The following is a 19,343-nucleotide window of genomic DNA, read 5'->3' on the forward strand; positions in this document are numbered from 1 at the left end:
GCTGTAAAAGCCACCTGCTTAACGCGACGCTTCGTAAGCCGTTGTGCCGTGTCAGTGGAGGCGCATTATAGGGAGTTCTTCCGGGCTGACAAGTGCTAATTTTGAATTATTTTCTGAGTGTTGTTTTTTTCAGCGAAACCGCCTCAAACTGCCAGTTTTTCGAGCAGCGGAAAGCCATAACGCTGTAAAACGCCGGATAACTGTACCGCTTCTTCATCCATAGATGTGCAAAACGCGATGTTGCTGTCAGCAGAAGCCGCATCAGGCGCCTCGTGCTCAAGCAGCCAGACGGTACGCCTGGCTATAGCAGCACCGGAATCAACCAGCCGGGTTCCATCCGGCAGAACCTGCTGCAGTTCATCGCGCAGCAGTGGAAAGTGCGTGCAGCCCAGCACGACCGTATCCGGCGGCTCTTTCATACGTAACCAGGGTTGCACTGCCCGGCGAACATCATTCAGTGATACCGGTTCACCATGCAGCTTCGCCTCTGCCAGTTCCACCAGCTCAGCAGACCCCAGCATCTCAATGGTGCACTCCCGGGCAAACTGTTTCACCAGTTCATGGGTATAAGGACGCTTTACCGTTCCCCGCGTTGCCAGCAGCCCGACGACTCCGTTACGTGTCAGGCGAGCCGCCGGTTTAATTGCCGGCACCACGCCGACGACCGGAAACGCAAAGCGTTCGCGCAGTGCAGGTAAAGAGACGGTACTGGCCGAGTTACAGGCAATGATGACTAATGCGAGCGGAAAACGCTGCGTAATGGCCGTAACCACTGCCACTACGCGTTCAACAATGTACGTTTCCGTTTTCTCGCCATAGGGAAACCCTTCATTATCGAAAGCGTAGAGATAGTGCAGGTCCGGCAGCAGCTGCCGGACTTCATCATAGACGGAAAGCCCACCTACGCCGGAATCAAACACCAGCACGGTGGGACGGAGATCAGAAGCTGTAGCTGGCGCTAAGGTAGTATTCTCGTCCAGGGGTGCGATAGCCATAAACCGTCTCATAATCCTTATCCAACAGATTGGCAATTTTACCACGAACTGTCAGATGAGACGTGACCGGATACGCAGCTGAGAAATCAACCAGGCTATAACCCGGCATGCGACGCTGTGTTGCTGCGTACTGGTTGGTATTGTTGTTGTAGCTTTTACCAAAATATTGCCAGGCGAGATCAAAGTCGATATCCAGTGCGGTCCAGTCCAGCTGATACTTATATTGCTGGCGGGAACGGTGTGCCAGCACCTCATTATCGTCATCGCGGCGCGGATCGATATATTGCAGCGTGATACGGTGGGTAAAAATACCGGTATCTGCACTGCCGCTCCACTCCACGCCTTTAATCGTCGCTGACTGTACGTTGTAGTAGGTGCCAGTAAAGTTTTCGTCAGCTCTGTAGTCGATCAGGTTATTGATTTTATTGTGGTAAAGGTAGAGGTGCCATTCGACCGGACCGCTGAGTCCTTCGAGACCGGTTTCAATCTGATGTGACCTCTCAGCCCGGAGATCGGGATTGGATGCAATAAACAGACGGCTCTGCCCATACATCTGCCCCAGTGTAGGTGCCTGGAAAGCGGTGCCATACGAAAAGATGAGGCGATAATCGGGCATAAACGCCCATCCCGCCGCTGCCTGCCACGTGCCGTTCCAGCCAAACTGGTTGTTATCGTCACCGCGCAGCGCACCTTCCAGCGTAAGCGTATTGAACTGCTGCTGCGTAGTCAGATAGTAACCGGTGCTGTTACGCGTGTAGTTGTCAGCGCTGAACCGATCGCTGGACGCCAGTTTCTGCTGCTGCCAGTCGATGCCGGCGCTGAGTGTGCCATGCGCCATGGCAACACTGTTACCCCACTGCAGATTGCGCTGGCTCATATCATCCAGCGACGTGCCCGGACGATAGAGGCCGAGCGTACTGGCATAGTTGTAATCTTTATAGCGCTGGTAGCTGTAGCTCAGTTCCGAAGAGTAGCGCTCTTCACTGAACTTCATACCGCCTTCATAGGTATGATTATAAATCTGCCGTTTATCACTGCCGTCCTGATAGCCTGCATCATACGCACTATTATTGCCGTAGCCGTAGCCGCGAAAGAAGGCGGATAAACTGTCGCTGAAACGGTGATTCACACCGGCCCAGAATGTTTTACTGCGAAAGCCGTCCCGATCGCCATCCACTGCGTACGCCGACTGCGGCTGGATGTTATAGCCGCGCGTCGACTGAAAGGCCCCCGCTACGGTTACCAGCGTATCCTCGCCCACCTTGTGTCGCAGCGCCGCATCATACTCCTGATAGCGATTCGACCCGAGGCCCGCCGTTATCTGCCCGCCTGGCTCACTGTTCTCAGTAATGATGTTCACCACGCCGCCAATGGCATCGGCGCCGTAAACGGCGGAGCGTGGTCCGCGGATCAGCTCAATACGCTGAATCAACGCCAGCGGAATCTGGCTAAAGTCAGCGATCCCGGTGATCCCCGACTTCGCCAGCGGGATCCCGTCAATCAGCACCAGCGTATGACGCGCTTCCGCACCGCGGATATAGATGTAACTGGTCTGGCCCGGACCACCGTTTTGCGCAATATCCACGCCCGGCAGGCGCCGCATGACATCCGTCAGCGATTTAGCCTGCCAGCGATCGATATCTTCCCGCGTGATCACCTCACCTGGTGCCAGCACGCTGCTGACCGGCTGCTGAAAACGGTTAGCGGTGACAAGTTGCGTATTATCATTTTGCCGGGCATAGCCAGAGCGCGCCCAGAGCGACAGCGCTGTTGCACTCAGGGCGAACAGCGAAGCAGACGTTATTTTCATTGTTATAGCATCCAAAGGATCGAGCCGGATGCCGCAGGCCTGAGATCGATAGCACGCGATGATCTCAGCGTTTGCGACGATACACCGGCAGGTCTTCGGGCTGAGAACCATAAATGGTGAAGACTTCCCATCCGTCAGGACAGTGTCTGCCTGGGCGATCACCACGACATTCTTTTACCGCTGCGCGTCAGCTCCAGATTTGCACTGGATTCCCTTTTAACTCAATGAGGCCGGCGGCCGCAGTCTACGGTTAAGCCCGCCGCCGATCCACCCCTCCCGCTTTCTGACGTTCGGTTGGGCTGGACATCAGCAGTTGAATGCCTACAATCGCCCGGCAAGCAGGCTTATTACCAGGATTGAAGATGACACCCGAACAGCTCCCGATTGACCAGTATGACGCGCAACTCGCTGAAAAAGTCAGCCGTTTACAGACGATGATGACCCCTTTCACCACGCCTGACGTGGAGGTGTTCCGATCGCCGGTCAGTCACTACCGTATGCGCGCAGAGTTTCGCATCTGGCACGACGGTGACGACCTCTATCACATCATCTTCGACCAGACGACCAAACAGCGCATTCGCGTGGACAGCTTTCCAGCCGCCAGCGAGCTGATTAATCAGATGATGCCCAGACTGATGGCAGCGATACGTGATAATCAGGTGCTGCGCTTTAAGCTGTTCCAGATCGATTATCTCTCCACGCTGAGCAACCAGATTGTGATCTCCCTGCTTTATCATCGCAAACTGGAAGAAGAGTGGCATGCCGCCGCCAGCACGCTGCGTGACCAGCTGCGCGCTGAAGGATTTGATGTGCAGCTGATTGGACGCGCGACCAAAACCAAAATCTGTCTGGATCGCGACTACGTGGATGAGCGTCTGCCGGTGGCGGGCAAAGAGCTGATTTACCGCCAGGTGGAAAACAGCTTTACCCAGCCTAATGCCGCCATGAACATTCAGATGCTGGAGTGGGCGCTGGATGTTACGCAGCAGTCGCGTGGCGACCTGCTGGAGCTTTACTGCGGTAACGGTAACTTTTCGCTGGCGCTGGCGCGCAATTTCCGCCGCGTACTGGCCACAGAGATAGCTAAACCCTCGGTGGCGTCGGCTCAGTACAATATCGCTGTGAATCAGATCGATAACGTACAGATTATTCGTATGGCAGCGGAAGAGTTTACCCAGGCCATGAACGGCGTGCGCAGCTTTAACCGGCTGGAAGGCATCGATCTCAGCAGCTATCAGTGCGAGACCATTTTTGTCGATCCGCCACGCAGCGGGCTGGATGATGAAACGGTAAAAATGGTGCAGGCGTATCCGCGTATTCTGTATATCTCCTGTAACCCGCAGACTCTGTGCGACAATCTGGCCGCGCTGTCAGGCACGCATCAGATTGAGCGACTGGCGCTGTTCGATCAGTTCCCGTACACCCACCATATGGAATGCGGCGTATTGCTGACGCGCAAAGCATAAAAAAACGGGAACCCGCAGGTTCCCGTTTTTTTTACTGCCGGCTTCTGGCGCGGCGGAAGCGCGTGCCAATCCAGAACACCAGTCCCGTCATCAGAATGACAGGAATGAAGTTCGAGCCGATATCCGGATATTCTGCGCGCACCATGGCGCTATAAACCAGAATGCCCAGCAGAAAAAATGCCGCGGCCAGTGACGGCATGCCGTCCGGCATATTGCGATTGAGATAACGCTGGTGCAGGCACCATGCTGACAGCCCAAGCGCTATCAGCGGAAAAATGGAAAACGGCACAAAGCTACTGAACAGCGCCGAAAAGGAGCCGTTGATTGCTAAACCAGTGATAAAAGAGAGTAATAACGTTCCTTTATCACGAGGATGCTGCTCAATCATTTCATTATCCTTATCACGTTATTTTTCAGGGATTTCCAGGGTCACGGCCAGCCGCTCTTGTTCCCGGCGATACCAGTAGTAGGCGCCTTTGGCGATCATACGCAGCTGCAGTACCAGCCGCTCTTCCAGCTTACGCCGCTGGTCAGAGTCGACATCCAGCGCTTCAGCGCCGGCGCTAAAAACAATGGTCACCATCGCCTCAGCCTGCGCTTCGGTAAAGCTGCGCGGCATACGGCTTTCCAGCTCAAGGTAGTCAGCCAGTTCTGCGATAAAATGCTGGATCTCACGTGCAACAGCAGCGCGGAAGGCGGCTGACGTGCCGGAACGTTCGCGCAGCAGAAGCCGAAACGCATTCGGGTTGTTGCCGATGAACTCCATAAAGGTTGCCACCGACGTTTTAATGATGCTGCCGCCTTTCGCGATACGCTGGCGCGCCTGGCGCATCAGCTGGCGCAGCATCAGCCCGCTCTCATCAACCATGGTCAGTCCAAGCTCATCCACATCGCGAAAGTGACGATAGAATGAGGTTGGGGCAATGCCGGCTTCACGTGCCACTTCGCGTAAACTCAGGCTGGCAAAACTCCTTTCTGCACTAAGCTGACTGAATGCAGCTTCAATCAGCGAACGTCTTGTACGTTCTTTTTGTTGCGCCCGAACGCCCATTTTTGCGGCCTTGTGAGTAATCAGGCGCTCACTATAACAAACTTTTCAGCGTACAGCCGGGCAAACTTTGTCACCGCCTGTTAACCTCACTGAATGTCAAACTTCTGCATTTTTCACTGTTAGAATTCAGATGTGCGCGGCGAGATGTTAGAATCTCGTTGTAAAAATGTATAGAAGAATAGGACGTACTGGTATGCAAAAGTCTTACGATTACGATGCCATTGTAATTGGCTCCGGTCCGGGCGGCGAAGGTGCGGCGATGGGGCTGGTCAAGCAGGGAGCGCGCATCGCAGTGATCGAACGCTACCACAACATTGGCGGCGGTTGTACACACTGGGGAACCATCCCTTCCAAAGCGCTGCGTCATGCCGTCAGCCGCATCATTGAATTCAATCAGAACCCGCTCTACAGCGATCATACCCGTCTTCTCCGCTCCTCGTTCGCTGATATCCTTAACCACACCGAAAATGTTATCAGTCAACAGACTGCCATGCGCCAGGGCTTTTATGAGCGTAACCGCTGTGAACTCTATCAGGGCGACGCGCATTTTGTTGATGCCAACACGATAGAGGTGGAGCAGCCTGATGGCACCCGCGAGCAGCTTACGGCAGAAAAATTTGTCATTGCCTGCGGCTCACGTCCCTATCACCCGGCCGACGTCGACTTTACACACCCGCGCATCTACGATTCCGACTCTATCCTGAACCTGCATCATGAACCGGGTCATGTGATCATCTATGGTGCCGGCGTGATTGGTTGCGAATACGCCTCTATCTTCCGCGGTCTTAACGTCAAGGTCGATCTCATCAACACCCGCGATCGTCTGCTGGCGTTCCTCGATCAGGAGATGTCCGACTCTCTCTCTTACCACTTCTGGAACAGCGGTGTGGTGATCCGTCACAACGAAGAGTTTGAGAAGATTGAAGGCGTCAGCGATGGCGTGATCATGCACCTGAAGTCCGGCAAAAAAGTCAAAGCGGATTGTCTGCTGTATGCGAACGGCCGCACCGGGAACACCGACTCGCTTTCGCTGGAGAACGTGGGTCTGGAAGCGGATGGACGCGGCCTGCTCAAAGTCAACAGTATGTATCAGACCGCGCAGCCACATATTTATGCCGTGGGTGATGTGATTGGCTATCCAAGCCTGGCTTCCGCCGCCTACGATCAGGGGCGTATTGCTGCTCAGGCGATCATCAAAGGTGAAGCGAGTGCGCATCTGATCGAAGATATTCCGACCGGTATCTACACCATTCCTGAAATCAGCTCGGTAGGAAAAACAGAGCAGCAGCTGACCGCGATGAAAGTGCCTTATGAAGTGGGTCGTGCGCAGTTTAAGCATCTGGCACGCGCGCAGATTGTTGGCATGCACGTCGGCAGCCTGAAAATCCTGTTTCACCGCGAGACAAAAGAGATTCTGGGGATCCACTGCTTTGGTGAGCGCGCAGCGGAGATCATTCACATCGGTCAGGCCATTATGGAGCAGAAAAATGGCGGTAACACGATTGAGTATTTCGTGAATACCACCTTTAACTACCCCACCATGGCTGAAGCCTATCGCGTGGCCGCGCTGAACGGATTAAACCGCCTGTTTTAACGCGGCGTCAAAATGGCCCTGCATATGGGTTTTGATTGCTTCTGCCAGCTGCTCATAGCGGCTGCGCAGAGGCGAACCTGGCCGGTAAACCAGCGCGATAGTGCGCTGCGGTACCGGTTTATAACAGGGCAGATAGCAGACACCATCGCGCACGCGCTCTTTAGGCACCGCCAGTGAAGGCAGTAGCGTAATGCCGCTGCCGGCCGCCACCATATTACGCAGCGTTTCCAGGCTGGTGGCGCGAAAATGGGTATCTTCGTCCGCACCCGCCTCAAAGCAGAAGCCCATCGCCTGGTCGCGCAGGCAGTGACCATCTTCCAGCATCAGCAGTTTTTCACCCGCCAGATCGGACATCGGCACGCGATCGCGATCGTGCCACGGGTGATCTTTGTAGATCGCCAGCTTCATGGGCTCATCAAACAGCGGCACTTCAATAAAGGCTTCACTCTCTTTAACCAGCGCCAGAATAGCGCAGTCAAGTTTCCCGCTGTCGAGCTGTGCCAGCAGCTGCTGAGTCTGTGCTTCATGCAGATACATCTCCAGCTTCGGGAAAGTCTGATGCAGCATAGGAATAATATTGGGCAGCAGATAGGGGCCGGTCGTGGGGATCAGTCCGATATGCAGCGGTCCGGACATCGCTTCACCCTGCTGGCTGGCCATCTCTTTCAGCACCTTAACCTCACGCAGTACGGTTCGCGCCTGATCAACCAGCAGTAATCCTGCCTGGGTGAACAGCACTTTACGGCTGGTACGTTCCAGCAGCATGACGCCCAGTTCATCTTCCAGCTTGCGGATCTGTCCGCTCAGAGTCGGCTGACTGACATGACAGGCATCAGCAGCGCGACGGAAATGGCGGTGTTCCGCAAGTGAAACCAGATACTCGAGATCGCGAATGTTCATTAATATCCTCCAAACCACGATAGCCCGTGGCGATAGATAGAATAGCAACGAACGATTGGCCCTATCAAGCTATGCACGGGAATAATAGCGCTCACTGATTTAAGCCCATGCATTTGTAGAAAAATTTATTTATTTGCTGAACATGTGCCGGGGCTGAACGCTTTTACAAAAAACGCTTTTTACGCAGCAAATCTGTTTTGCTGAACCCAATCACTGTGCTGGCGGGGAGTGCCGGTACGCTGATGATGTGCCTATAAAAATATGCAATTCCGAAGCCAGAGGTTGGCGGGCTTTTTATAAAGCCCGCTTTTTTTATGGCGTATCAAACCGGCCAGCGTCCGGGAGCGGCTATTGCAGACGCGCCTGTGCTTCGCGAATCGCCTGGGCTACCTGCTGCGGCGCAACACCACCGCGCGCGTTACGCTTGTCGAGGCAGGACTGCAGCGAAAGCACCGGATAGACATCCTCTTCGATGACGTCACTGAACTGCTTCAGCTGAGCCAGACTCAGCGCTTCCAGCGCCACACCCTGCTGGATAGCCGCGACGACCGCTTCTCCCACAATATGATGCGCCTCGCGGAACGGCACGCCTTTCGCGACCAGATAGTCTGCCAGCTCAGTGGCATTGGCGTAGCCCTGTTCAGCCGCTTCCTGACAACGCGGACGTTTAACCTGAATACCATCCAGAACCAGCACTGACATATGCAGACAGTCGAGCCAGGTATCCAGCGCGTCAAACAGCCCTTCTTTATCTTCCTGCATATCTTTGTTGTAGGCCAGCGGCAGGCCTTTCAGCGTCATCATCATGCCGGTCAGTGCGCCCTGGACACGGCCGCATTTACCGCGAATCAGCTCCAGCGCATCCGGATTTTTCTTCTGCGGCATCAGCGATGAACCTGAGGTGACTTTATCAGACAGCTCGACGAAGCCCGCCTCGCCCGTGTTAAAGAAAATCAGGTCTTCTGCAAAGCGCGACAGATGCACCATGCCAATTGACGCGTCGGAGAGCAGCTCCAGCACATGATCGCGATCGGATACGGTATCCAGGCTGTTACGCGTTGCCGAAGCAAAACCGAGCCAGCCTGCCAGCTGCTCGCGGTCAATCTCATAAGCGGTACCGGCCAGCGCACCACAGCCCAGCGGGCTGACATCCAGCCGCTTCAGCGTATCCTGCAGACGGCTCTCATCGCGCGCCAGCATTTCGGTATACGCCAGACACCAGTGGGCGAATGTAACCGGCTGCGCGCGCTGCAGATGCGTATAGCCCGGCATGACGGCATCCTGATTCGCTTCTGCCGTCGCCACCAGCGCGCTCTGCAGCTGACGCGTCGCGTCCAGCAGCAGGGCAACCTGCTCTTTGCACCAGAGCTTCAGATCGGTGGCAACCTGATCGTTACGGCTGCGTCCGGTATGCAGCTTTTTACCCAGCGCCCCGACCTTATCGATCAGCTTGCCCTCGACCCAGCTGTGAATATCTTCTGCATCGCTTTCCAGGATCTGTGACGGATTCGCGCGTACGTCCGCCAGCAGCTCGTTCAGCGCCGCTTCAAGCTGCTGCTGTTCCGTTGAGGTTAAAACGTTCACGGTTACCAGCGCTTTTGACCACGCCACAGAGCCGGTAATGTCCTGCTCCGCCAGGCGGTAATCAAAACGCAGTGAATCATTAAACTGTTTAAACCGCTGGTCTGCTGCCTGCGAGAACCGTCCGCCCCAAAGTGCCATCTGCTTGCTCCTAAAATCGTGTTGAAAAAGGCGGCCTGAGCCGCCCTTATATAACTGCTGCCGCGTGCTTACTTCTTCTGCTCGTTCAGCGCACGAATGCGCGAAGAGAGGGAGAACAGGCGAATAAAGCCGCCCGCGTGACGATGGTCATACACCTCATCTTCACCAAAGGTGGCGAACTCTTCTGAGTAGAGGCTGTTAGCCGATTTCTTCTGAATCGCCGTAGCCTGACCTTTGTAAAGCTGCAGAACCACTTCGCCGTTGACCTCTTCAGCCAGCGATGCCGCCGCCGCCTGAATAGACTGGCGCAGCGGCGCGAACCAGCGACCATCGTAAACCACGTAAGACATCTCCTGGCCCAGCTGCTCACGCCATTTGAAGCTGTCGCGATCCAGAACCAGCTGCTCAACCGCACGCAGCGCATTTACCATGATGGTACCGCCAGGGGTTTCATAGCAGCCGCGTGATTTGATGCCAACCAGACGGTTTTCCACGATATCGATCCGGCCAACGCCATGTTTAGCACCCAGTACGTTGAGTTTTTCCAGGCACTGGAACGGGCTCAGCTGCTCGCCGTTTACGGCAACCACGCAGCCTTTTTCAACGGTCACGGTGACATTTTCCGGCTGGTCCGGCGCTTCAAGCGGATCCACGGTCCATACCCAGCAATCTTTATTCGGTGCATTCCACGGACTTTCCAGCACGCCACCTTCGGTGGAGATATGCCACGCGTTCTCATCGCGGCTGTAGATCTTCTCCAGCGACGCGGTCGTCGGGATATTGCGCTCTTTCAGATAGTCGAGCAGCGCCTCACGCGAACGCAGATCCCACTCGCGCCATGGCGCAACAACTTTAAGCTGTGGTGCCAGCGCGGTATAGGTGGTTTCGAAACGCACCTGGTCGTTGCCTTTACCGGTTGCGCCGTGGCACAGCGCGTCAGCACCCACTTTCAGCGCCAGTTCAACCTGCGCTTTAGCAATGATAGGACGCGCCATTGACGTGCCCAGCAGATAGGTGCCTTCATACAGGGCACCGGTCTGCAGCACCGGATAGACGTAATCGCTGATGAACTCTTCACGCAGATCCACTACGTGACATTCAGATGCGCCCGACTGCAGCGCTTTTTTCTCAACGCCTTCCAGGTCGGCCGGGTCCTGACCAATATTGGCGACAAACGCCACAACTTCGCAGCCACCGTAATTCTCTTTCAGCCATGGAATGATGGCTGAGGTATCGAGGCCGCCTGAGTAGGCCAGAACGATTTTTTTAATGTTTTGCGTGCTCATGTCTTAATCCTTGATTATGCGAGAATCCGGGTGCCAATCGACACGCCGTTGAAAAGGTCGGGCAGCTGCTCAGCATGGCGCCAGCTGGCGATATCGACCGGACGGCCCAGCGTGCGTGCCGCATCCAGCGCAGCGTTGACTTTAACAATCATACCGTCGGTAATAATGCCCTGCGCAATCAGCTGTTCCGCTTTCGCTGCGGTCATTTCAGCGATGCGCTGGCCTTTGCCGTCGAGAATGCCGCTGACGTCAGAGAGCAGCACCAGATCGGCTCCGATAGTGGCTGCCAGCGCCGTCGCTGCCTGATCGGCATTCACATTCATCAGCGCTCCGCCGGCAGTGATGCCAATTGAGCTGATAACCGGCATATAGCCTGCATTAAGCAGCGTATTCAGCAGCGCAGGGTTGCCCGGCGTGGCCTGCCCGACATGCCCCAGCTCTTCGTCAAACTGCGCGACGCTGACCAGTCCGGCATCGCCCAGACACAGCCCGACAGCATTAATGCCGTAACGGGTTGCCCACGCCAGCAGCGTTTTATTCGCAGTGCCCGCCAGCGCGCCGGTAATAATGTCGATTTGATCGGCGGGTGTAACGCGCAGGCCATCTTTCTTTTTCACCGGCAGCGCGAGCTTTTTCATCAGTTCGTCGACCAGACAGCCGCCGCCGTGCACAATCACCAGCGGACGCTGATGTTCATTACGATACGCCAGCAGCGCATCAAACAGCCGGGCCAGTGCTTCTTCGCTATCCAGCAGTACGCCGCCCAGTTTAATGATCAGTGGATTGCTCATGGTTACGTTATCCGTCCGTTAAATCAGAGAGAGTGTTTCAGGGAAACCGAAACGAATATTCAGACACTGAATCGCCTGTGATGACGCGCCTTTCAGCAGGTTATCTTCTGCCGCAACCACAATCAGATGCTCATCCTGTACGGCAAAACCGATATCGCAGAACGGCAGGCCCACTACCGCTTTCAGCGCCGGTACGCCGTTGTCATAGAGGCGCACCAGCGGCTTGTCGTGATAGGCCGCATAAAACGCATCGGTCACATCCTGCTGCGTAATGCCCGCTTTCAGACGGCAGGTGATGGTTGCGAGAATACCGCGGGGAAAATTACCCAGATGCGGGGTAAAAATAACCGGCGCGCCAAGATGGGCAACTATTTCCGGATGATGACGGTGGTTAAACAGGCCGTAGGGCTGCAGGCTCACTTCGCAAAAGCTGGTCGCGACGCTGGCTTTACGCCCGGCTCCGCTGACGCCGCTGGTGGCATTGATTACCGGCCACTGCGCGTCATTCAGCAGATCCGCTTTGAGCAGCGGCTTCAGCGCCAGCTGCGCTGCGGTGGGATAGCACCCAGGCACGGCCACCAGCTGGGCCTCTTTAATACGTTCGTGATTCCATTCGGCCAGACCATATACCGCGTTATCCAGCCACGCCTGATGCTGATGACTGAAGCCATAATAGCGGGTGTAGAACGCCTCATCGTTGACCCGGAAGGCGCCTGAGAGATCGAAGACCACGCAGCCTGCTTTCAGAAATTCAGGTGCCAGATCGTGGCTGACTTCATGCGCCGTCGCGAGGAACACCACATCGACTTTCTCTGCCCACGCCGCCGGATCGCTCAGCGGCTGCAGCGGCAGATCCACGATACCTTTCAGCTGCGGATGGAGATCGGAGAGCAATTTTCCGGCATCCGGGCTTTGCGCTGAAACCGCTAAAGCGGTTATGTTCATATGCGGATGGCGATTCAGGTAAGTGGCAAGCTCTACGCCAGCATAACCACTGGCACCAACGATCAGCGTATTCAACATCAGGCTGTATACCTTTTTACAGTCAACGTATCGGGTCGCGGCCGTGCCCCGTTGCCCACGATGCCGTTTGCACTTTTTCAGTTCACATGCAGACGACGTTAATGTATTTTTATTCACTATTAGTGCATGAATATTGATACATCCTAACCTAAGGACCGTCAACAGTGAAGTCAAAAATTCCACCTTTTATCGAACTCTACCGCCAGTTGATCGCCTCACCGTCAATCAGCGCAACCGACAGCGCGCTTGACCAGAGCAACGAAAGTTTAATCAATTTGCTGGCGGGCTGGTTCCGCGATCTGGGCTTCAGCGTTGAAGTTCAGCCGGTGCCGGGCACGCGACATAAGTTCAACCTGCTGGCGCGCAGCGGTGAAGGCGCAGGCGGACTGCTGCTGGCGGGTCATACTGACACCGTACCCTTTGATGACGGACGCTGGACACGCGATCCGTTTGTCCTGACTGAACATGACAATAAACTTTACGGGCTGGGCACGGCAGATATGAAAGGCTTCTTCGCCTTTATTCTCGATGCGCTGCGCGATGTTGACGTCACTACGCTTAAAAAACCGCTCTATGTGCTGGCGACCGCTGACGAAGAGACCACGATGGCAGGTGCCAAATATTTCTCTGAGTCAGCCCGGCTGCGCCCCGACTGCGCCATTATCGGTGAGCCTACCTCGCTCAAACCGGTGCGCGCCCACAAAGGCCACCTTTCACACGCTATCCGCATTGAGGGCCAGTCAGGCCACTCCAGCGATCCGGCGCGCGGCGTAAATGCGATTGAGCTGATGCACGCCTCTATTACAGAACTGATGAAGCTGCGCCATACCCTGAAAGAGCGCTATCACCATGATGGCTTTGCCATTCCTTATCCGACTATGAACTTTGGTCATATTCATGGTGGTGACGCGGCTAACCGCATCTGCGCCTGTTGCGAACTGCATATGGATATCCGGCCACTGCCGGGCCTGAGCCTGAACGATCTGGATGGCTTGCTGAATGAAGCGCTGGCACCGGTGAGCGCCCGCTGGCCTGGCCGCCTGACCGTAGGCGAACTGCATCCGCCTATTCCGGGTTATGAGTGTCCGGCCGATCATGAACTGGTTACGGTGGTGGAGAAGCTGCTGGGCGTGCCGACGGAAGTGGTCAACTACTGTACCGAAGCGCCTTTTATTCAGCAGATCTGCCCGACGCTGGTGCTGGGACCAGGTTCAATCGAGCAGGCGCATCAGCCGGATGAATTTATCGATACCGCATTTATTAAGCCAACTCACGCCCTGATCACGCAGGTTGTGCAGCATTTTTGTCACTGATAGATAATCTGCGGGGCATTTCACTGTTTAATCAGCAAAATGCCCCGTCATTATCTGGTGTTTGCTGATAAGAATAACTTATCTCTCTCTATCCCCGATAAAACTTATCACTTTCCGCACGTTAGCTGCCTGTTTTCGTCAGTTCAGGCTAATTGACGGAGTTCACAAATCGTGGCTAGATAAAAGATGATGTTATACCCGCTGGTTGGGTCCAGAGGGGTTAAAAGACGATAAGGGTGTCAGGGTCAAATGAACGAACAATATTCCGCAATGCGAAGTAATGTCAGTATGCTCGGCAAACTGCTCGGGGATACGATAAAGGATGCACTGGGAGAGAACATTCTCGATCGGGTGGAAGCCATCCGCAAACTCTCTAAGTCATCCCGTGCAGGCAATGACTCTCATCGCCGGGAGCTGCTGTCAACGTTGCAGAACCTTTCTAACGATGAGCTGCTGCCGGTGGCCCGCGCCTTTAGTCAGTTTCTTAACCTTACTAACGTGGCTGAACAGTATCAGACCATTTCACGCAGCGGCGATGGCGCTAACCATCCGGAGCTGCTGAAAAAGACGTTTGAGCGCCTGAAGCAGCATAGCGATCTCAGCGAAATGGCTATCCGTCAGGCGATTGAAGAGCTGTCGCTGGAGCTGGTCCTGACCGCACACCCGACTGAAATTACCCGCCGCACCCTGATCCACAAGCTCGGCGAAGTGAACAGCTGCCTGGAGCAGCTCGACCACGCTGATATTACCGACTATGAGCGCAATCAGGTGATGCGCCGTCTGCGCCAGCTGGTAGCCCAGGCGTGGCATACGGATGAGATCCGTAAATATCGCCCTACCCCGGTCGATGAAGCGAAATGGGGCTTCGCTGTCGTGGAAAATAGCCTGTGGGAGGGCGTGCCCGCGTTTCTGCGTGAACTGAATGAGCAGGTTGAAGAGACGTTTGGCATTCAGCTGCCGGTGGATTTTGTGCCGATTAAATTCACTTCGTGGATGGGCGGCGATCGTGACGGCAACCCGAACGTGACCGCACCTATTACCCGCCACGTCATGCAGCTGAGCCGCTGGAAAGCAGCCGACCTCTTCCTGCGCGATGTAGGGGTGCTGATCTCTGAGCTGTCGATGTCAGAATGCAGCGACGAAGTACGCGTAATGTGCGGCGATCCGGACGCAATTGAACCTTACCGCATGATCCTGAAACGCATGCGCAGCCAGCTGATGAACACGCAGGCATATCTGGAGCAGCGCCTGAAAGGCGAACGCCTGCCGCGCCCGACCGATCTGCTGGTCTCCAATGAGCAGCTCTGGCAGCCGCTGTTTGCTATTTATCAGTCGCTGCAGCAGTGTGGTATGAGCATTATCGCTAATGGCCAGCTGCTGGACACGCTGCGCCGGGTAAAATGCTTTGGCGTTCCGCTGGTGCGCATCGACATCCGCCAGGAGAGCACCCGTCATACCGAAGCGATTGCGGAAGTTACGCGCTATCTCGGCCTCGGCGACTACGAAAGCTGGTCAGAAGCGGACAAACAGGCGTTTCTGATCCGCGAACTCAATTCAAAACGTCCGCTGCTGCCGCGCCAGTGGGAGCCGGGCGACAACACGCGCGAAGTGCTGGAAACCTGTAAAGTCGCCGCCGAAGCGCCGCAGGGTTCCATCGCGGCCTACGTGATCTCTATGGCGAAAACGCCTTCTGACGTGCTGGCGGTTCATCTGCTCCTGAAAGAGGCGGGCATTCCGTACGCTATGCCGGTCGCGCCACTGTTTGAAACGCTGGATGACCTGAACAACGCCAATGATGTTATGACGCAGCTGCTGAATATCGACTGGTATCGCGGCTTTATCAACGGCAAACAGATGGTAATGATTGGCTATTCCGACTCGGCAAAAGATGCCGGCGTGATGGCGGCCAGCTGGGCACAGTATCAGGCGCAGGACGCGCTGATTAAAACCTGTGAAAAAGCGGGCATTACCCTGACGCTGTTCCACGGGCGAGGCGGCTCCATTGGCCGTGGCGGCGCGCCTGCGCACGCTGCACTGCTCTCTCAGCCGCCGGGCAGTCTTAAAGGTGGCCTGCGCGTGACAGAACAGGGCGAAATGATCCGCTTTAAATATGGCTTGCCGGAAGTCACCATCGCCAGCCTCTCGCTCTATACCGGGGCCATTCTGGAAGCGAACCTGATGCCGCCGCCGGAGCCTGAACAGGAGTGGCGGGAGATCATGAACGGCCTTTCTGCGCACTCCTGCGCCATGTATCGCGGCTACGTCCGTGAAAATGCTGACTTTGTTCCCTACTTCCGCTCTGCCACACCGGAGCAGGAGCTGGGCAAACTGCCGCTGGGCTCACGTCCGGCTAAACGTCGTCCGACCGGTGGCGTTGAATCCCTGCGCGCCATTCCGTGGATTTTTGCCTGGACGCAAAACCGTCTGATGCTGCCAGCCTGGCTCGGCGCCGGCGCGGCGCTGCAGAAAGCGATGGATGAAGGTCATCAGGATCAGCTGGAAACGATGTGCCGCGACTGGCCGTTCTTCTCAACCCGCCTCGGGATGCTGGAGATGGTCTTCTCCAAAGCTGACCTGTGGCTGGCCGAGTATTACGATCAGCGCCTGGTTGATAAAGCGCTCTGGCCGCTGGGTAAACAGCTGCGCGACCAGCTGGAAGCGGATATTAAAGCGGTGCTGACCATTGCAAATGATGCGCATCTGATGGCGGATCAGCCGTGGATTGCCGAATCCATTGCGCTGCGCAACGTGTATACCGATCCCCTGAACGTGCTGCAGGCAGAGCTGCTGCTGCGCGCCCGTGCGCAGGAAGTACGCGGTGACGAACCGGACGCGCGGGTTGAGCAGGCGCTGATGGTAACCATCGCCGGCGTGGCCGCCGGCATGCGCAACACCGGTTAGCCGATACAAAAAAAGGAGCCTCAGGCTCCTTTTTTATTCTCTCTGCAGCAGTCCGGATTAAAGCAGCTGGGCGAGACGGTTCAGATCCGACTGCAACGCACCAGCGGTAACATCACGTCCGGCACCGGGTCCGCGGATCACCAGCGGATTATCGCGGTACCAGCGGCTCTCAATGGCAAAGACGTTATCGCACGGCAGCAGCGCTGCCAGCGGATGTTCAGGCCGCACCGCTTCCACGCCGACGCGGGCTTTACCGCTGGCATCAAAGCGCGCCACATAACGCAGCACCAGGCCCAGCTCCTGCGCCGCTTCGTAGCGCTGCAGCATCTGGTTATTCAGCTCGTCTGCGTTTTCAAAAAAGTGATCAACCGATTCCGCCTCACAGTCGACTGGTACCAGCGACTCTACCCGCACCTGATCCGGCTCGATATCGTAGCCCGCCTCACGCGCCAGGATCACCAGCTTGCGCTTCACATCCTGCCCGGAGAGATCGACGCGCGGATCGGGTTCGGTCAGCCCCTGCTGCCACGCCTGATCCACCAGCTCGCTGAAGGGAACGCTGCCGTCAAACTGCAAAAACAGCCACGACAGCGTGCCGGAGAAAATTCCGCTGATGGAGAGTATTGAGTCGCCACTTTCGCGCAGGTCGCGTACCGTGTGGTTAACCGGCAAACCGGCACCGACCGTCGCGTTATAAAGCCAGTGGCGCCCGGTTTTGGCGAAGGCATCGCGGATCTGACGCCAGCTCTGGCTGTCTGATGCGCCAGCCACTTTATTTGCGCTGATCACGTGAAAACCGTGACTGGCAAAATCGAGATACTGCTGCGCCAGCGGCGCGCTGGCGGTTACGTCAAGCACCACCAGGTCATCAAACGGATGCGCGCGCATCCACAGAAACAGCGACTCCTCATCCAGCGCCTGCGCTTCATCGTCGAAAAAAGCCAGCGTGCGGCTGGCATCCAGCCCTTCGTAACTCAGCAGGCTGCGACGACTGTCAGCCACGCCAGCCAGCACAAACTCAAAGCCGGTACGGGCGGAGAGCGTTTCCTGCTCGCGGGCGAACAGCTCCAGCCAGCGCGCGCCGATATTGCCCTTTCCGAACAGCATCAGGCCGATACGTTTTTCTGCGCGAAACAGCGACTGATGCAGTCCCTGAATCAGATGGCGGGTCGGTCCTGTGCGCAGCACCGCGACCAGGCTGATATGCTCTTCTGACTGCCAGACAAACTCAACCGGCTGATCTTTAATCTGCTGCCAGAAACGGTGGCTGTGCAGCGGATTGCGCGTTACGCCAGCTCCCACCAGCGCCACCAGCGCCATGCCATCGCGCAGCTGCAGATGGCCCGGCAGCGCCGCATCCTGCAGCAGCGTAAAGGCACTGTTAACCACTTCCGCGGTATAGCAGAGCTGCAGCAGGCGACGATCGGGATGCAGGCCGCTTGCCAGCGGACGCAGCTGGGCGCGCTTCAGCAGCTGATCGATCTCTTTTTGCTGCGTAGCAAAATCGTGACCTTCAGCAAGCTGGATCTCCACCAGACAGACATCGTCGTGACTGGTGACAATACGCGCGCCGGTGCCGGAGGCCAGCACGCGCTCAATACGGGTTGAACCCTGCTCAGGCTGATAGCTGCAGCGCAGCTGTAAATCGATATCGCTGCTGGAGACCGGCTGCAGCGTACGGGTATGGAGTACCGGCGCCGCCAGTCGCGCCAGCTCGCTGGCTTCATCCAGCCGCAGCAGCGGCAGCAGGCAGGCATCGGAAACTTTGCGTGGATCGGCGCTATAGACGCCAGCCACATCGCTCCAGATGGTCACGCGCCCCGCACCCGCGAGCGCCCCGATCTGGGTAGCGGAATAGTCAGAACCGTTGCGCCCCAGCAGCACGGTTTCACCTGCCTCATTACGACTGATAAAACCGGTGACGACCAGACGCTTATGCGGATGCTGCGCCAGCAGCGCCTGCAGCAGCGGCCAGGATTTTCCCTCATCCACCTGCGGCTGAGCCGCGCGCTCCGCCCGCAGAAAATCACGTGCGTCCAGCCAGGCGGCGTCAACATCGCGCTGACTCAGTACCGCAGCCATCAGCCGCGCCGACCAGATTTCGCCATGCCCGACCACTTCTGCATATACCGCTTCAGTTATCGCGCCATCCAGTAGCGCCGCCAGGCGCTCCAGATCGCGGATAAAAAGGGTAGTCAGCCGGTCGGCCGCCTCCGCTGGCAGCAGCGCAGCAATCAGCTCGCTGTGGTAGCGGCGAAGCGTCTGCTGCACCTGGTGCGCCGAGAGGCGATCGCTCTGGCTCAGCTTCAGCCAGCCGATCAGCTGATTCGTGGTGCTGCCTGCGGCAGAGACCACCATGAGATCGCCTGGCTGACTGTAATCAGCCATAATGGCCGCTACGCGCTGGTAGCAGCTGGCATCCGCCAGGCTGCTGCCACCAAATTTATGCAGCTGCTTCGTCGGCGTTCCCGCGCCTGCTGTACTGGTCATG

14 protein-coding genes and 1 riboswitch are annotated in these 19,343 nt (G+C 56.5%); of the genes, 4 read left to right on the forward strand and 10 right to left on the reverse strand.

Translation table 11 applies throughout. From position 1 onward, the window contains the following. Positions 1 to 143 precede the first annotated feature (143 nt). Positions 144 to 995, reverse strand: coding sequence for a glutamate racemase (gene murI, locus LAC65_RS15335; protein ID WP_039381143.1), 852 nt, complete (start codon positions 993 to 995; stop codon positions 144 to 146). Then, positions 940 to 2,805, reverse strand: coding sequence for a TonB-dependent vitamin B12 receptor BtuB (gene btuB / locus LAC65_RS15340; protein ID WP_039381146.1), 1,866 nt, complete (start codon positions 2,803 to 2,805; stop codon positions 940 to 942). Before btuB ends, murI begins: the two co-directional genes overlap by 56 nt. A 69-nt stretch (positions 2,806 to 2,874) precedes the next feature. Then, positions 2,875 to 3,054, reverse strand: a riboswitch (cobalamin riboswitch). A 113-nt stretch (positions 3,055 to 3,167) separates the two neighbouring features. Here btuB and trmA point away from each other — a divergent pair. Next, entirely contained in the window at positions 3,168 to 4,271 is a 1,104-nt protein-coding gene (gene trmA / locus LAC65_RS15345) for a tRNA (uridine(54)-C5)-methyltransferase TrmA (protein ID WP_039381148.1), read from the forward strand. Positions 4,272 to 4,302: 31 nt separating this feature from the next. Here trmA and LAC65_RS15350 read toward each other — a convergent pair whose 3' ends face one another. Both LAC65_RS15350 and fabR read right to left on the reverse strand, forming a co-directional pair. Continuing rightward, positions 4,303 to 4,659, reverse strand: a complete 357-nt coding sequence (locus tag LAC65_RS15350) for a YijD family membrane protein (protein ID WP_039381151.1) — start codon at positions 4,657 to 4,659, stop codon at positions 4,303 to 4,305. 18 nt (positions 4,660 to 4,677) lie between these two features. Next, complete coding sequence (gene fabR / locus LAC65_RS15355; protein ID WP_039381154.1) at positions 4,678 to 5,322, reverse strand: HTH-type transcriptional repressor FabR; 645 nt, start codon at positions 5,320 to 5,322, stop codon at positions 4,678 to 4,680. A 193-nt stretch (positions 5,323 to 5,515) separates the two neighbouring features. On the opposite strand from fabR, the gene sthA reads away from it, so the two are divergent. After that, positions 5,516 to 6,916 (forward strand): Si-specific NAD(P)(+) transhydrogenase, encoded by a 1,401-nt coding sequence (gene sthA, locus LAC65_RS15360; RefSeq protein ID WP_039381156.1) that lies wholly within the window; start codon positions 5,516 to 5,518, stop codon positions 6,914 to 6,916. Here the strand turns inward: sthA and oxyR are convergent. From oxyR to argC, 5 genes are all read right to left on the reverse strand, one after another. Next, the gene (gene oxyR, locus LAC65_RS15365) at positions 6,899 to 7,816 is read right to left on the reverse strand and encodes a DNA-binding transcriptional regulator OxyR (protein ID WP_039381159.1); all 918 of its coding nucleotides are present in this window, start codon (positions 7,814 to 7,816) and stop codon (positions 6,899 to 6,901) included. The genes sthA and oxyR overlap by 18 nt on opposite strands. Before the next feature lie 348 nt (positions 7,817 to 8,164). Beyond that, positions 8,165 to 9,538, reverse strand: coding sequence for an argininosuccinate lyase (argH, locus tag LAC65_RS15370; RefSeq protein ID WP_039381161.1), 1,374 nt, complete (start codon positions 9,536 to 9,538; stop codon positions 8,165 to 8,167). Positions 9,539 to 9,606: 68 nt separating this feature from the next. After that, positions 9,607 to 10,824 carry an argininosuccinate synthase gene (locus tag LAC65_RS15375; protein WP_039381164.1) on the reverse strand — a complete coding sequence of 406 codons (1,218 nt, stop codon included), beginning with the start codon at positions 10,822 to 10,824 and terminating at the stop codon, positions 9,607 to 9,609. A gap of 14 nt (positions 10,825 to 10,838) precedes the next feature. Next, on the reverse strand, positions 10,839 to 11,615 hold the full coding sequence (argB, locus tag LAC65_RS15380) for an acetylglutamate kinase (protein WP_039381166.1): 777 nt from the start codon (positions 11,613 to 11,615) through the stop codon (positions 10,839 to 10,841). A gap of 18 nt (positions 11,616 to 11,633) precedes the next feature. Next, positions 11,634 to 12,638, reverse strand: a complete 1,005-nt coding sequence (gene argC / locus LAC65_RS15385) for an N-acetyl-gamma-glutamyl-phosphate reductase (protein WP_039381168.1) — start codon at positions 12,636 to 12,638, stop codon at positions 11,634 to 11,636. A gap of 164 nt (positions 12,639 to 12,802) precedes the next feature. Here argC and argE point away from each other — a divergent pair, with 164 nt between their 5' ends. Then, positions 12,803 to 13,951: an acetylornithine deacetylase gene (gene argE / locus LAC65_RS15390; protein WP_039381171.1), complete on the forward strand. Its 1,149-nt coding sequence runs from the start codon at positions 12,803 to 12,805 to the stop codon at positions 13,949 to 13,951. A 249-nt stretch (positions 13,952 to 14,200) separates the two neighbouring features. Continuing rightward, positions 14,201 to 16,852 carry a phosphoenolpyruvate carboxylase gene (gene ppc, locus LAC65_RS15395; protein ID WP_039381173.1) on the forward strand — a complete coding sequence of 884 codons (2,652 nt, stop codon included), beginning with the start codon at positions 14,201 to 14,203 and terminating at the stop codon, positions 16,850 to 16,852. Between the two features lie 57 nt (positions 16,853 to 16,909). On the opposite strand, the gene LAC65_RS15400 is transcribed toward ppc, so the two are convergent. Further along, a complete protein-coding gene (locus LAC65_RS15400; RefSeq protein ID WP_039381176.1) occupies positions 16,910 to 19,342 on the reverse strand; it encodes a bifunctional aspartate kinase/homoserine dehydrogenase II in 2,433 nt (810 codons plus the stop codon). Position 19,343 lies beyond the last annotated feature (1 nt).

This window comes from Pantoea eucrina, assembly GCF_020079945.1.
Lineage (GTDB): Bacteria > Pseudomonadota > Gammaproteobacteria > Enterobacterales > Enterobacteriaceae > Pantoea > Pantoea eucrina.